The sequence below is a fragment of the Martinezella sp. CNPSo 3959 genome (genome assembly GCF_057784355.1).
The window spans coordinates 46,195-60,819 of sequence record NZ_JBXSOV010000021.1; the positions used below are offsets into that span (position 1 = coordinate 46,195).

At 60.6% G+C, this 14,625-nt stretch carries 12 protein-coding genes; 5 read left to right on the forward strand and 7 right to left on the reverse strand.

The annotated features are described in order from the left end of the window. Positions 1 to 33: 33 nt before the first annotated feature. Positions 34 to 600: a DUF6101 family protein gene (locus AC13RE_RS27675; protein ID WP_015339003.1), complete on the forward strand. Its 567-nt coding sequence runs from the start codon at positions 34 to 36 to the stop codon at positions 598 to 600. A 79-nt stretch (positions 601 to 679) separates the two neighbouring features. On the opposite strand, the gene ubiA is transcribed toward AC13RE_RS27675, so the two are convergent. Next, entirely contained in the window at positions 680 to 1,642 is a 963-nt protein-coding gene (gene ubiA, locus AC13RE_RS27680; protein WP_488565289.1) for a 4-hydroxybenzoate octaprenyltransferase, read from the reverse strand. A 74-nt stretch (positions 1,643 to 1,716) separates the two neighbouring features. After that, a complete protein-coding gene (locus tag AC13RE_RS27685) occupies positions 1,717 to 2,502 on the reverse strand; it encodes a MipA/OmpV family protein (protein WP_488565298.1) in 786 nt (261 codons plus the stop codon). A gap of 295 nt (positions 2,503 to 2,797) precedes the next feature. Between AC13RE_RS27685 and AC13RE_RS27690 the strand changes: the two genes are divergently transcribed. Further along, positions 2,798 to 3,232 (forward strand): hypothetical protein, encoded by a 435-nt coding sequence (locus AC13RE_RS27690; protein ID WP_488565290.1) that lies wholly within the window; start codon positions 2,798 to 2,800, stop codon positions 3,230 to 3,232. Positions 3,233 to 3,419: 187 nt separating this feature from the next. On the opposite strand, the gene AC13RE_RS27695 is transcribed toward AC13RE_RS27690, so the two are convergent. Both AC13RE_RS27695 and AC13RE_RS27700 read right to left on the reverse strand, forming a co-directional pair. Then, entirely contained in the window at positions 3,420 to 4,679 is a 1,260-nt protein-coding gene (locus tag AC13RE_RS27695) for a cyclopropane fatty acid synthase (RefSeq protein ID WP_488565291.1), read from the reverse strand. Between the two features lie 144 nt (positions 4,680 to 4,823). Then, complete coding sequence (locus AC13RE_RS27700; protein ID WP_488565292.1) at positions 4,824 to 7,133, reverse strand: Tex family protein; 2,310 nt, start codon at positions 7,131 to 7,133, stop codon at positions 4,824 to 4,826. Between the two features lie 246 nt (positions 7,134 to 7,379). On the opposite strand from AC13RE_RS27700, the gene purD reads away from it, so the two are divergent. From purD to AC13RE_RS27715, 3 genes are all read left to right on the forward strand, one after another. Continuing rightward, positions 7,380 to 8,648, forward strand: a complete 1,269-nt coding sequence (gene purD / locus AC13RE_RS27705) for a phosphoribosylamine--glycine ligase (protein ID WP_488565293.1) — start codon at positions 7,380 to 7,382, stop codon at positions 8,646 to 8,648. Between the two features lie 112 nt (positions 8,649 to 8,760). Next, a complete protein-coding gene (locus AC13RE_RS27710) occupies positions 8,761 to 9,189 on the forward strand; it encodes a plant virulence effector HPE1-like domain-containing protein (protein ID WP_488565294.1) in 429 nt (142 codons plus the stop codon). A gap of 363 nt (positions 9,190 to 9,552) precedes the next feature. Then, positions 9,553 to 11,370, forward strand: a complete 1,818-nt coding sequence (locus tag AC13RE_RS27715; protein WP_488565295.1) for a methyl-accepting chemotaxis protein — start codon at positions 9,553 to 9,555, stop codon at positions 11,368 to 11,370. A gap of 75 nt (positions 11,371 to 11,445) precedes the next feature. Here AC13RE_RS27715 and AC13RE_RS27720 read toward each other — a convergent pair whose 3' ends face one another. From AC13RE_RS27720 to AC13RE_RS27730, 3 genes are read right to left on the reverse strand one after another with little or no spacing between them, the layout of a single operon-like run. Next, positions 11,446 to 11,940: a 2-thiouracil desulfurase family protein gene (locus AC13RE_RS27720; RefSeq protein WP_488565296.1), complete on the reverse strand. Its 495-nt coding sequence runs from the start codon at positions 11,938 to 11,940 to the stop codon at positions 11,446 to 11,448. A gap of 14 nt (positions 11,941 to 11,954) precedes the next feature. After that, the gene (gene glyS, locus AC13RE_RS27725; protein WP_488565297.1) at positions 11,955 to 14,069 is read right to left on the reverse strand and encodes a glycine--tRNA ligase subunit beta; all 2,115 of its coding nucleotides are present in this window, start codon (positions 14,067 to 14,069) and stop codon (positions 11,955 to 11,957) included. 1 nt (position 14,070) lies between these two features. Beyond that, positions 14,071 to 14,472 carry an endonuclease domain-containing protein gene (locus AC13RE_RS27730; protein WP_488565299.1) on the reverse strand — a complete coding sequence of 134 codons (402 nt, stop codon included), beginning with the start codon at positions 14,470 to 14,472 and terminating at the stop codon, positions 14,071 to 14,073. Between the last annotated feature and the right edge of the window lie 153 nt (positions 14,473 to 14,625).

A 14,625-nucleotide genomic window follows, 5' to 3' on the forward strand; every position in this document is an offset into this window, starting at 1 on the left:
CGGCTCTCAGGTAAAGCAAGGGTAGAGAAATCGATGACTAATACCGTCCTGAAGCCCGACTGGGCTGGAACCACACTGCGGCTTGATCCGGCGCGCTTCCCGCAACAGGTCAGCTATGCCATGCGAGGTGCCGAGGGTGACGTCACCATTACGATCGATGAGCGCGGCGCAGTGCTGCGCAAGATCCTGCCGTCCAGCGGCCTGCCGCTGTCCGTCGCCTTGCCCAAGCGTGCATTCAAGGGTGTTGCAGCCCGTGCCATCGACCATGGCGATGGCGAAGTCACTGTCACGCTGGAACTGCATCACTCCGATCCGGATCTCTGCATCCCCCTTCTCGTCGCTCATGACCTGAGCGATATCGCCGCCGACTGGCGCTCCTGGTCGGAAGCCTTCCGTATTCCGATGCTGATGATCGAAGCCGACGGCGTGGCCCGTCCGCTGGAAGAACATCTCGGCGGCGTCCGCTCGCAGGACAGCCAGCCGCGTCGTCGCCATTCCTACTTCGCAAATCGCCGCCCCCGCTTCCTCGTGCGCCGCACGACGGGCAAGCTCGGCATCAAGATGAAGATCCAGGGTCGCGAGATCATCGCAAGGCATTGAGCCGATAGGGCTCGAAAACCGAATATCGCCAAAAACCGGCCGTGGGAGAACCGATCCCGCGGCCGAAATCTTTGCGTTTTCAGGGAGCAAGAAGCAGGAACGACAGGAAGAGGCCGACGAAGATGATCAGCCCGACCCGATTGTTCGATTTGAATAGCGCAAGGCATTGGGCACCGTCGTTGATATCGAGCACGGCGATCTGATAGGCGAACATGCCGCCGGCGACGATAAGGCCAAGATAGGCCAGCCAGCTTGTACCCGCGAGCGCAAAGGACAGCAGCATCAAGAGCAGCGCCACCCCATAGAGCCCGACCAGCCAAAGGCGCGTTTGATCGCCGAAAAGCCGGGCAGTCGAGCGCACGCCGATCAGCTCGTCATCCTCCTTGTCCTGATGCGCATAGATCGTGTCGTAGCCGATGGTCCAGAGGATGGCTGCGAGATAGAGCACGATCGAGGCAAGCGACAGGCTTCCGAAGAGACCCGCCCAGCCCATCAGGGCGCCCCAGGAAAAGGCAAGGCCGAGGAAGAATTGCGGCCAGTCCGTGAAGCGCTTGGCAAAGGGATAGAGCGCGACGATGCCGAGCGACAGGACACCGAGCACGACGGCAAACCAGTTGAACTGCAGCAGTACCAGCAGGCCGACCAGAGCCTGCAATGCGATGAATACCTTGGCCTGCAGGCGCGTTACGCGGCCCGATGGCAGCGGGCGCGAGCGCGTGCGCGCCACGGACATGTCGATCTCGTGGTCGACGAGGTCATTATAGGCACAGCCGGCACCGCGCATGGCAACGGCGCCGACGAAATAGAGGAAGAGGTGATAGATCACCACGAATCCGGGAGAGCCCTGCCCCGAGGCGACGGAGGCATTGGCCGCAAGCGCCACGGACCAGAAGCATGGCCACATCAGCAGCTGCCAGCCGATCGGCCTGTCCCAGCGTGCAAGCTGGGCGTATGGCCAGAGCGTCGGGGGCAGAACGCGGTAGACCCAGTTGCCGGATGGCGCGTCAGCGACGCGCCCGTTGATGTCGCCAGTGTTTTGCATAGGCGAGTAGTAGTGACATCCGGCACCGGAGGTCAAGCGGCGAGGCCATAACGAAACATGACCTCGCCCGTTGCTCAGTTCATCGTGAAATTGAACTTGTAGCTCGCGGAAACGCCGATCAGCAGCTGGTTGCGATCGCCGCGCTCGCGCACGAGGCTGCTGTCGGCGGCGGGACCGGTGAGCCGGGTATATTCGAGGAAGGTGCTGGTCGTCCAGTTCTGCGAGGCCTTCCAGGTCAGTGCGCCGCCGAAGCCGACGGATTTGACACCGCCGCCGGGCTTGTAGCCGCTGAGGCCGGAGGCAGCCGATTGGCGCGCATTGACGCCGTAATAGGTGTCGAAATAATCGCTGCTGGCGAGTGTCACGCGTGGACCTGCGGAGGCGCGAAGCTCCGGCGTGATGTCGGTAAAGGCATCGACCGCGGCATCGGCGACGACGCCGCTATGGGCACGAATACCCTGGCGAACTTCGACGCGAGCGCGCAACCAGTCCGTGGGGTAGGCTTCGGCAAAGCCGCCGGCTTCCACACCCCACTTGACCTTTTTCAATCCCCTCAGCTCGCGGCCATCGCTGCTGTCGCGGCTCGGCACGAATTTGCCGACGATGCCGATGCGAAATGCATCGCTTTCGATCAGGGCAAAGGACGGATTGTCGTTACGCGAGGAAAAGCGCGGGCCTGGGCCTTGCCGGCCGATAGATACCAGCGGCGACCATTGCAGCTTGTTGTGCTTGCCGCCTTCGAACTTCGGTGCCGAGAAACCGGCCGCACCGACGCTTAAGTACCAGTCACCCGACCATAAATGCTGGCCATCGCCCGCCTCGGCAGCGCCGGCATAAGCGACGACGGAGAGGCCACCAATGAAAAGGAACCTTAATTTTGCAAACACAACGAAACTCCATGATACGCAATACAAAGGGCCGTCCGACCCAAGAGTTGCTGCAAATTATGCTGATCGCGTTACCGCTCCCTTAACCACAAGGCGGCGAATTCGGTCGGAACATCAAATTCAGGTTGCTCCAATCCGAACGCCATTCGACATGCGATGACCTATCGCGCTGATTTAATTTCTGTATAAATGCTCAATCGTGGGTAATGGCTGCAATTGCCAAGTGCCCGCCATCTCATAGCCCCCCATTTCAAAAGATGAGAAACGAATGAAGAGCATATCTCTAATCTCCCTAGCTCTGATCCTGACTGCCGGCATGGCGCTTTCCGGCTGCGTCGGCACTCCGATCAGCGGGGCGAAACAAAGCCATTTTTCGGGAAATGCTGCCCCCGGCAAGAAGACGAAGATTACGAGTACTTCACTCGTGAAACAGGACTGCACCTTTGCAGGATTTCCCTACACAGGCGTCATCAAACAGCCTGCCCACGGCAAGGTTGACGTCGAGCATGGCCCGGTCGCGGCAAAGTTTCCGAAAGACAGCAATGCCTATCTATGCTCGGGCAAGACGGTCCAGGGGAACATCGTCTACTACACGCCGAACCCCGGTTTCTCGGGCACCGACCAATTCACCCTGCGCCTTACGGGACTGAATACGGATGGTACGGTGCAAGACGGCACCTTCACCGTCCATGTCGGCAGATAGCAAGTTTGGCGACGTGCAGGCGTGAATAAAAATGGCCGGACCGTAGCTTTCCACGGTCCGGCCCCGTCAAACGGCGGCATTAGAGCGGTTCAGCTTTTCGCGGAATCCCTGAACCACTCCATCTCCTTGTTTTCACGCAATTCCGGACGGAAAACCGCTGCGCACTTTTCCTGGAATTGCTCCAGGCTCAGAACGTCACCTTCTCCAAAGGCGCGCGCCCTGCCTCGAATTCCTTCAGCTTCGCCTCGCGCTCCGCGATGTAATTGCGATTATCCGGTACGGCGAACTGGTTTTTGGTGATCTGGAGCTGCATAATGAACAGCTCATCCCAGCGGAAGCCCATTTCGGAACCGGCCAGATAGAACTCCCACATGCGGAAGAACTTTTCGTCGTAGAGCGCGACGGCGTCGGCCTTGCGCGCCACGAAGCGGTTGCGCCAATGCCTCAGCGTATAGGCGTAGTGCATCGGCAGGGTTTCGACGTCCCTGGTGAGCAAACCTGCCTTTTCCAGTGGCGGCGTGGTCTCGCCGATGGAGGGGATGTAGCCGCCGGGGAAAATATACTTTTCGATGAAGGCGTTGGTGGCAAAGCTCGGCTTCGGACGGGCAATCGAATGCAGCAGCATGACGCCGTTGTCATCCAGAAGTTCAGAAACCTTGCGGAAGAACTTGCCATAGTCGCCGATGCCGACATGTTCGAACATGCCGACCGAGACGATGCGGTCGAACGTCTTGCCCGTCAGGTAGCGATAGTCCTGCAGCTCGAAGCGCACGCGATCGGAGAGGCCGCGCTTGGCTGCCCGCTCGCGCGATACCTTCAGCTGCTCTTCACTGAGCGTGATGCCTGTCACGTCGAGGCCTGGATAGGCTTCGGCAAGATACATGGCCATGCCGCCCCAGCCGGAGCCGATCTCCAACACCTTCTGACCGGGCTCGACCAGCAGCTTGGCGGCGATGTGACGCTTCTTGGCCAGCTGCGCTTCGAAGAGGCTGATGCCAGGCGGATTGAAATAGGCGCAGGAATATTGCCAGTCCTCATCGAGGAAGAGATCGAAGAGCTTCGCCGAGAGATCGTAGTGATGCGCAACATTGTATTTGTTGCGATTGATCGGCGAGCGGCTCTTGATCTGCTGCCAGGCGATGCGGCCGAGCAGCAGCGCCGCCATGCGGAAATCGAAAATCTCGTTGGTGGTATTCTGCTTCACCAGCGACAGGAACTCGTAGATGTCCCCCTGCTCGAGGATGAAGCGACCCTCCATATACATTTCGCCAAGCTTGAGCGTCGGATCGCGGGCAACCGCATCTTCAGCCTGCTGATCGGCAAAACGGACGGCCACCGTCTCTCCGGTTCCGTCGCCGACCATATGGGTCTCGCCGGATGCGAGCGTAAGCCTGAGTGAACCTTTACGGATGATTTTCTTGACGAGAGAAAAGAGTGTCGACGCCATGGACGCCCCGAATGTTATGACATGACATTAAGGCAACTTTAACGCCTCACAGCATTGTGGCAAGCGCACCTTTTCACAGTCATTGGCACTCTGACAACAACGCTGCCAGAGTGTGACATTCTTGCACGAAGTTCCGCTAAGTCCTTATTTTCGTTTGAATGCGTCCGCCAACGCTGCCCCAAAACTACCCTGTTGTTCGGCCTTCGGACGGGTATTTCCCGTAACGCCAGCGCTGCGCGGACCACCCTGTTCGCGTGTGTCCCGGCCGGACGGGGCTGCCACAGTGCTGCCATCTTTGCGCATGGAGAGGCCGATTCGCTTACGCTTCGCGTCGACTTCGACGACCCTGACCTTGACGACGTCGCCGGCTTTCACGACCTCATGCGGGTCCTTGATGAAGCGATCCGCCAGCTGCGAGACATGCACCAAACCGTCCTGATGGACGCCGATATCGACAAAGGCGCCGAAGGCGGCGACGTTGGTGACAGTTCCTTCCAGCAGCATTCCCGGCTTGAGGTCACCGATCTCGTTGACGCCTTCGGCAAAGGTTGCGGTCTTGAAGCTCGGGCGCGGATCGCGCCCCGGCTTTTCCAGTTCGGCGATGATGTCGCGCACGGTCGGCAGGCCGAACTTGTCGTCGATGAACTGACGGGGATCGACCGCCTTCAGCGCTGCCGTATCGCCCATCAGCGTGCGCAGGTCGCGGCCGCAGGCGGCTACGATCTTCTTGGCGACGCCATAGGCTTCCGGATGTACCGAGGAAGCGTCGAGCGGCTCCTTGCCGTTCGGAATGCGCAGGAAGCCGGCGCATTGCTCGAAGGTGCGCTGGCCGAGACGGGCGACCTTCAGGAGATCGCGCCGCGTCTCGAAGGCCCCTTCGCCATCGCGATGCCGAACGATCGCTTCGGCAATCGAAGGCCCAAGGCCCGAAACGCGGGCAAGCAGCGGCACAGACGCCGTGTTCAAGTCGACACCGACGGCATTCACCGCGTCTTCGACCACGGCGTCCAGCGAGCGCGATAGCTTCTGCTGGTCGACATCGTGCTGGTACTGGCCCACGCCGATCGACTTCGGCTCGATCTTCACCAGCTCGGCCAGCGGATCCTGCAGGCGGCGGGCGATGGAGACGGCGCCGCGCAACGAGACGTCGAGCCCGGGGAATTCCAGCGCCGCCGTTTCCGAGGCGGAATAGACCGATGCGCCGGCTTCGGAAACAATGACCTTGGTCGGCTTCGGCGCCGGCAGTTCGGCCAGCATGTCGGCCACCAGCTTTTCGGTTTCGCGGCTGCCTGTGCCGTTGCCGATCGCGATCAGTTCAACCTTGTGCTTGCGGATAAGTGCGGCCAGCGTCGCCTGCGTGCCACGCACGTCGTTCTTCGGCGGGAAGGGATAGACGGTCGTCGTCTCCAGCAGCTTGCCCGTGCCATCGACCACGGCAACCTTGACGCCGGTGCGGATGCCCGGATCGAGGCCCATCGTGGCGCGCGAACCCGCAGGCGCTGCCAGCAGCAGATCCTTCAGATTGCGGGCGAAAACATGGATCGCTTCTTCTTCTGCGCGTTCGCGCAGCTCCCGCATTAGATCGAGCGACAGCGACATCGAAAGCTTCACACGCCAGGTCCAGCTTGCGACCTCCGTCAGCCAGCGGTCGCCGGGCCGGTTTGCGCCGATATCATAGGCCGCAGTGATCATGCGTTCGACCGGCTTGTTGGGTGAGACGGCGTCGGTATCGATTTCGATGTTCAGTGTCAGGACTTCCTCGTTCCAGCCGCGCAGCATGGCAAGCGCGCGATGACCGGGAGCCGTCGCCCAGCGCTCCTGATGGGCGAAATAATCCGAGAACTTGGCGCCTGCCTCCTGCTTGCCATCGACGACTGCAGCCTTAAGCGTCGCGTTGGTCTTCATGTAATTGCGCAGCTTGCCAAGCAGATCGGCATTTTCGGCAATGCCTTCGGCGATGATATCGCGCGCCCCCTCCAGCGCCGTTTTCACGTCAGGCACATCGGCCGTGATAAAGCCTTCGGCGAGAACCGCGGGCTCTTTGGAGCGATCCGCAAGGATCGTGTCGGCCAATGGGCCGAGGCCGCGTTCCCTCGCAATTTCGGCGCGCGTGCGGCGCTTCGGCTTGTAGGGCAGATAAAGGTCTTCCAGCTCAGCCTTTGTGCCGACGGTTGCAACCTTGCTCATCAGCTCGTCGGTCATCTTGCCCTGGCTGGTGATGGATTCGATGATAGCGGCGCGGCGGGCTTCCAGCTCACGCAGATAGACCAGACGTTCCGACAGAGTACGAAGCTGCGTATCGTCGAGGCCACCGGTCACTTCCTTGCGGTAGCGGGCGATAAAGGGCACCGTTGCACCTTCGTCCAAGAGCTCGATGGCGGCCTTGGCCTGATCCGGGCGGGAGTTGATCTCGGCGGCGATGGTAGCAGCAAGGGAACGGATATCGGCGGACATGTGTCTCTCTGAACTGGACAATCGTAAAGGGGACCATAAGCATGATCCCGCGGACATAAGAAGCGGTTTTCGTCGCGGAACACGCCAATCCGTGCGCGGAGATGGCGTGGAGGGCGAAGCCGCTTCCGCTTTAACGGGATAAAAAGGCATGGCAATGTTGCCAGCCCTGCCTCCACAGGATTTGCCGCTTGACCTTTGGCTCAAGCCCCCTTAACCGCGCAAAAGGACGCAACGAAAGGGCAAGCCATGAGAGTTCTGTTGATCGGATCGGGCGGACGCGAGCACGCATTGGCCTGGAAACTGGCGCAATCGCCTCTCATGACGGAATTCTATGCCGCACCCGGCAATCCCGGCATTGCTGAACATGCGATGCTTGCGCCGATCGATATCGACAACCATGACGCTGTTGTCGCCTTCTGCAAGGACAAGGCCATCGACTTCGTCGTCGTCGGCCCCGAGGCACCCTTGGTCGCCGGCATCGCCGACAAGCTGCGCGCCGCCGACATTGCCGTTTTTGGCCCTTCTGCAGCCGCCGCCCAGCTCGAAGGGTCGAAGGGTTTCACCAAGGATATCTGCGCCCGCTACAATATTCCCACCGGCGCCTATCAACGCTTCAACAATGCACCGAAGGCGAAAGCCTATGTCCGCGCTCAAGGCGCGCCGATCGTCGTCAAGGCGGACGGCCTTGCGGCGGGCAAGGGCGTCACCGTCGCCATGACCATCGACGAAGCGCTGGCCGCAATCGACGATTGCTTCGAGGGTGCATTCGGCGAGGCTGGCGCGGAAGTGGTGATCGAAGCCTATCTCGATGGCGAAGAGGCAAGCTTCTTCTGCCTTTGCGACGGCAAGCATGCGCTGGCGCTTGCGACCGCACAGGACCACAAACGCGTCGGCGACGGCGATACCGGCCCGAACACCGGCGGCATGGGCGCCTATTCCCCTGCCCCCGTGATGACGCCCGAATTGGTTGAGCGCACCATGAAGGAAATCATCGAGCCGACGATGCGCGGCATGGCCGAAAGCGGCCATCCCTTCAGCGGCGTATTCTTCGCTGGGCTGATGATCACCGCCAAGGGTCCTGAACTCATCGAATACAATGTCCGCTTCGGCGATCCGGAATGCCAGGTGCTGATGATGCGGCTGAAGAGCGACCTCCTGCCGATGCTCTATGCCTGCGCCAAGGGTACGCTGGATCAGGTGACGGCCGAATGGAGCGAGGATCCGGCGCTAACCGTCGTCATGGCCTCCAAGGGCTATCCCGGCTCCTACGCCAAGAACACACCAATCGCGGCGCTGCCGGCCGACAGCGAAGGCGAGAAAGTGTTTCATGCCGGCACAGCCTTGAAGGACGGCGCGCTCGTTGCGACGGGTGGGCGAGTCCTCAACATCACTGCGACAGGCAAGACTGTGGGCGAAGCAAAAGAACGCGCCTATGCCCTTGCCGGCGAAGTGAAATGGGACAACGGCTTCTATCGCAATGATATCGGATGGCGTGCAGTGGAGCGCGAAAAGTAAACATCACTTCGGTTCCGCAATCGCAAGTCCATTAAATTTTTACCTAATCTCCTGACGGGATGGAAATAAAGCCACACTAATGTCTTCGTCACTATAGGCGGAGTTCTTGGTTATGCGTTCCTTCTTTGTGACCTTGGCGTGCGTACTGGCCGGCGGTTCCGCCATGGCCTCGTCGATCCAGCCGATCGACGGCACGATGATCGGCGGCAGGGGCAGCATTATCAACAAGAGCTGCGCCGAATGTCCTCCGCTGAAGCCTCCCGTCACGGAAAAAGAATACACCGTGCCGACGCTGGAACCCGGCACGCAATCCGTCGTCGTGCGTGATATCGATGGTCAGAAAAAGGTCGTCCGCACCGAAGCTTGGATGGGTGGCTCGCCTGTTAACTTCGTCAGCAAGCCTACGCCAGAAGCGCTTGCCGCCGCCGGTGAGCCCGTCGACGGCATCGACATGACGGCTCGAACGGCGGCCTTGCCGAACTCATCCACAACTCGCGAACCTGCGCCGCTCGATATCTCCGCCTTCCAGCTTCGCCAATAAGCCCCGCAAGCCGCCTTGGTAACGCTTGGCCGCTTGCGGGATGCCGACTATATTCATACTTATAAATATATCCTCACAATATTCGATAGGCCTAAATAACTGCCGCAAATCTCAAAGTCTCCTCGACGGCATAACCAAGTAAAATTTCGTATTACTTACAATTCCCGCACGTATCTCCGGTTTAATTCCAAATTAAATACAACCAAATCCCTACAATTAAAGCTTTCTTAGACATAAACAGCGATTTTACTGCCACCGGACAGCAGCATGTCATTTAAGCGGCGGCAAACGTATTGAGTATCTCTCAGGCGATCGCACAGGCGGTAGGATACCGCACCGGTATTCACCCCTGTGGGAGGCACCATGAAGAATCTCAAGATTTCGCATCAACTATTTGCCCTGCTCGGCGTCCTGATGGCCGCCTTCGCCGTGGCGACCTATTTCCAGATCCGGTCGCAGGCCGATTCTATCTATAGCGACCGTTTCGACATGCTGCGCACGCAGGTCGAATCCGGCATCTCCATTTTGGACCAGTATTATCAGCGCGAAAAATCCGGCGAGATGACTCATGAGGCGGCTCAAGCCGAGGCCTTCAAGGTATTGTCGCATGTCAGCTTCGCGCCGGCGGGCTATTTCTTCGGCTTCGACTATAACGTCATACAGCGCATTCACCCGAGCCCGGTCAATATCGGCAAGGACATGTCCGGCCAAGTCGACAAGAACGGCACCCATTTCAGCAAGGAAATGGTCGAGAAGGCGATCAAGGGCGGCGGTCGCACGATCTATTACTGGAACAAGCCCGGCCATCCCGGCACCGACTTCTTCCTGAAGGGTAGCTATTCGGCCGCCTTCGCGCCCTGGCAGATCGTGCTCGGCTGCGGCGTCTACATGGACGACCTGGATGCGCAGATCAATGCAACGATGTGGCGCGCCCTGCTCATCTGCGGCATCGTCTTCGTCATCGGCATCGGCGCCGCGATCTACTTCATCCGCGGCATCACGAAGCCGCTCGCCGACGTCCATGCCGCACTGAAGGCCGTGGCCGACGAAGATGTGAAGATGGCCATTCCGCATGCCGAGATGCGCAACGAAATCGGCCTGATGGCGAAAGCGACCCAGGCGCTGCAGGAAAAGATCCGCGAGCGCCACATGCTGGCCGACCGCCAGGCTGCACAGGAACTCGAAATCAGCAATGAGCGCGAACAGAACCTGCGCCAGCAGCAGGACGAGGCCCACGAACAGGCGCGCGTCGTCTCTGTCATCGGTCGGGCGCTTGAAGATCTTGCCCAGGGGAACCTGACGATACGGTGCGGCGATCTCGGCACCAGCTATGCCGGCCTTCGCAACAACTTCAACGAAGCGCTGTCGCATCTCGAAGCCGCGATGGGCCGCGTCAATGCCAAGGGCAACGACATTGGCCTTAGCAAGGAAGAAATCCGTCGCGCCTCCAACGAACTGTCGCAGCGCACCGAGCGTCAGGCCGCCAGCCTGGAAGAAACCTCGGCGGCACTCGACGAGCTGACCGTCGCTGTCCGCCAGACCGCGGAAGGCGCCGACGAGGCCAGCAAGCGCGTTCATGCCGTCAGCGCCGAAGCATCGCGCAGCGATGCCGTGGTTGCCCAGGCAATCGAGGCGATGAGCGGCATCGAGAAGTCCTCGGCCGAAATCGGCAAGATCATCGGCGTCATCGACGAGATCGCCTTCCAGACCAACCTTCTGGCGCTGAATGCCGGCGTCGAGGCGGCTCGCGCCGGCGAATCCGGCAAGGGCTTTGCCGTCGTCGCCCAGGAAGTGCGTGAACTCGCCCAGCGCTCCGCCGCAGCCGCCAAGGAGATCAAGGACCAGATCGCCCGCTCCTCCGGTCAAGTCGACCAGGGTGTCCGTCTCGTCGGCGAGGCTGGCGAAGCGCTGAAGCGCATCTCCGGTCAGATCAAAGCTGCCAACGAGATCGTCTCGAAGATCGCCCACAGCGCCTCCGAGCAGGATACGACGCTGCGCTCGATCTCCTCTTCGATGAACCAGCTCGATGCCGCCACGCAGCAGAACGCCGCCATGGCCGAAGAGACCACCGCATCGGCCGAGACACTCGCCGCCGACACGGAAGATCTCCTCGCCCTCATTCGCGGTTTCCGTGTCAACGAAGGCCAACCGGCTGCGGATCATCGTCGCCGCGCCGCCTGATCAGTACAGTTGTAAAAATGGGAGACCGCCGGGCTCGCATCCGGCGGTTTTCTTTTGAGTAAAGCTTTTGCTGCGTTAGTCTGCGACCTTCAGACGCTCAACGAGCAGGTCGATCTCGCGATCGGAATAGACCTCGATGCCGGCCTGTTTAAGCAGCGCCGCCGTAACGCCCCGGCCACTCTGCCGGTCACCCGAAAATGAGCCGTCATAGACGAAGCCCGAGCCGCAGGACGGGCTTCCGTCGATCAGGAGGGCATAGCGGCAGCCGGTTTCCGTTGCGAGCGCCAGCGCATTTTCCGCCGCCTGACGAAACTCCGCCGTGACATCACCGCCGGTGATCTCCATCACCCTTGCGATGCCGGCAAGCACGTCCTCGCCGGTGGCGCCGCCGGCAATCTCGGCCGGTGGTCTTGGAACCGCCATGCCCGCAGACATTTCCGGGCAGATCGTCACCAACAGCCCCTCTTCGCGCCAGCGATCGATCGCCGGATGGACAAGCGGCTTGGAGCGGCCGTCATAGCGGACGGCATGGCCCATGAGGCAGGCGCTGACGAGGATCTTTCCGGTCATCGCGACCCCATGTCTTATCCCGCGATCTTCGAGAAGTCGGCGACCGTGCCGGTTGCTTCACGGATCATGCGCAGCAGCGCCAGACGATTGGCGCGGATGGCGGCGTCTTCGTCATTGACGAGCACGTCTTCGAAGAAGCGGTCGACCGGTGTGCGCAGCTTGGAAAGGGCTGCCATGGCCGAGCGGAAATCTTCCTTGGCGATCGCGTCGGAGGCCTCGGCAGAGGCGGCCTTGACGGCGGCAAAGAGATCCTTCTCCGCATCGAGCTTCAGCAAGGCGTCCGAAACACCATCGGCAACGACGGTACCCTTCTTCTCCTCGGCGGCAAGAAGCTGGGTGGCACGCTTGGTGCCGGCGAGCAGGTTCTTGCCATCTTCGGAGGTGATGAAGGCCGTCAGCGCCTCGACGCGGCGGGCGACCATCAGCAGGTCGTCAGCTTCCGGCGTCAGCACGGCGTCGATCAGGTCATGGCGGGCGCCGAGATCGCGCAGATAGACCTTGAGGCGATCATGGAAGAAGGCGAGAAGGTCGGCATCCTTGGTGGTCGCAAGCAGCGGCAGGCGCACGCCCCGCTCCAGCAAAATACGGACGACACCTAGGGCCGCGCGGCGCAACGCGTAAGGGTCCTTCGAGCCCGTCGGCTTCTCGTCGATCGCCCAGAAGCCGACGAGCGTATCCAGCTTGTCGGCAAGCGCTACCGTGATCGCAACCTTGTCCTCGGGAACGCGATCGGACGGGCCTTGCGGCTTGTAGTGATCTTCGATCGCCGTCGCCACCGAGACGTTCTCTCCCTGCAGCGATGCGTATTTGCGGCCCATGACGCCCTGCAGTTCGGGGAATTCGCCGACGGCTTCGGTGCGTAGGTCGGCCTTGGCAAGCACGACGGCACGGTCGACCAGAGCGGCATCGGCGCCGGTAATCTTGGCGAGGTCAGCGGCCAGCGCGCGGATGCGGGCGACACGTTCGCCCTGGCTGCCGAGCTTGGCATGGAAGGTGACGTTGAGCGCGTCGAGCTTTGCCATACGCTGGTCGAGCGGCTTCTTCAGATCGAGGTCGAACTTCTTGGCGGAGGCTTCCAGCGTTTCGAGATCGGGCAGATCGCCCTGGTCACGCTTCCAGAAATGCAGCGCGTCGGACAGACGGGCGCGCACGACCTTGCCGTTGCCGTGGATGATTTCCTTGCCGCCGTCCGTCGCCTGGATATTGGCAACGAGAATGAAGCGGTTGGACAGCGTCTCACCGGCCGATGGCCGCGTGACGAAACACTTTTGGTTGGTCTTGATGGTGAGGCGGATGATCTCCGACGGGATCGAGAGATAATCCTCCTCGAAGGAGCCCATCAGCACCTGCGGCCACTCGACGAGGCCGGACACTTCTTCCAGCAGGCCCTCGTCTTCGACCAGCTCGAGGCCGTTGGCGAAAGCGACGTCGCGGGCATCATGCAGGATGATGTCCTTGCGGCGTTCGGCATCGAGAACGACATAGGCCTTTTCCAGGCTCGAGGCATAATCCTCGAAACGCTTGACCGTGATTGGGCCGGGGGCATGGAAGCGATGGCCGTAGGTCACGTTCGATGCGACGATGCCGTCGATCTCGAAGGGGATGACCGTGGTTTCTTCATGTTCGGTGCCGAAGGTGCAGACGATCGACTGCAGCGGGCGCACCCAGCGCAGCGAGCCGGGCTTCACCGAGGCCTTGCCCCAACGCATGGATTTCGGCCAGGGGAAATTTCTTATGATGTCGGGCATCACCGCAGCAACGATTTCCTCCGCGGCACGGCCGGGCTTGGAAATGATCGCAACGTAGAAATCGCCCTTCTTCGGGTCGCTTTGGATCTGGGCTTCCGAAATTGAAGAAAGGCCAGCGCCGCGCAGAAAGCCTTCGATTGCCTTTTCGTTGGCATCGGTACGCGGACCCTTGCGCTCCTCGCGCACATCGGCCGAGCGCGCCGTCAGACCGCGAATATCGAGCGTGAGGCGCCGCGGCGTCCAATATTCCCTGGCACCCTCATAGGAAAGACCTGCTTCGACCAGGGCATCGGTCACCAGCTTCTTCAGGTCGCCGGCAGCCTTGCGCTGCATACGGGCGGGAATTTCCTCGGAGCGGAGTTCGAGAAGGAGATCGGGCATGTCAAGGTTCCTCACCCTCCCCTTGAGAGAGAGGGTCGGCACGGCGTGCCGGAGTGGGGTGAAAACGGTCGGCCTCTGCTAGCAAAATTTGCCGCTGCTGCACAATGGCAAATATCGTATCCAGAACAGCCTCGACCTCATCCATGACCTCGGCATTCCAGAATCGAACGACATGATAGCCTTGGCCTTCAAGAAAGGCCGTCCGCTCGACATCGTAACGCCTTGCCGCATCCTCCGCATGCTGGCTGCCATCAAGCTCGATAATCAGACCGATCTGATGACAGGCGAAATCAGCGAAATAGCGCCCGATCGGAACCTGGCGGCGAAAATGCGTGCCCTCAATCGGAATGCGCCACAGCTGTTTCCAGAGCTTGGCTTCCGCATCGGTTGAACCGGCGCGCAGGCGGCGCGGCTATTAGCGATTTTGAAGCGATCGAGTTTGGAGGGCTTTTGGGGCACTAAAGATCCATATCTCTTGGGTTTACAAAGTCGCTGTTCACACCCTCCCCTTGAGGGGGAGGGTCGGCACAAAGTGCCGGGGTGGGGTGATCATGGC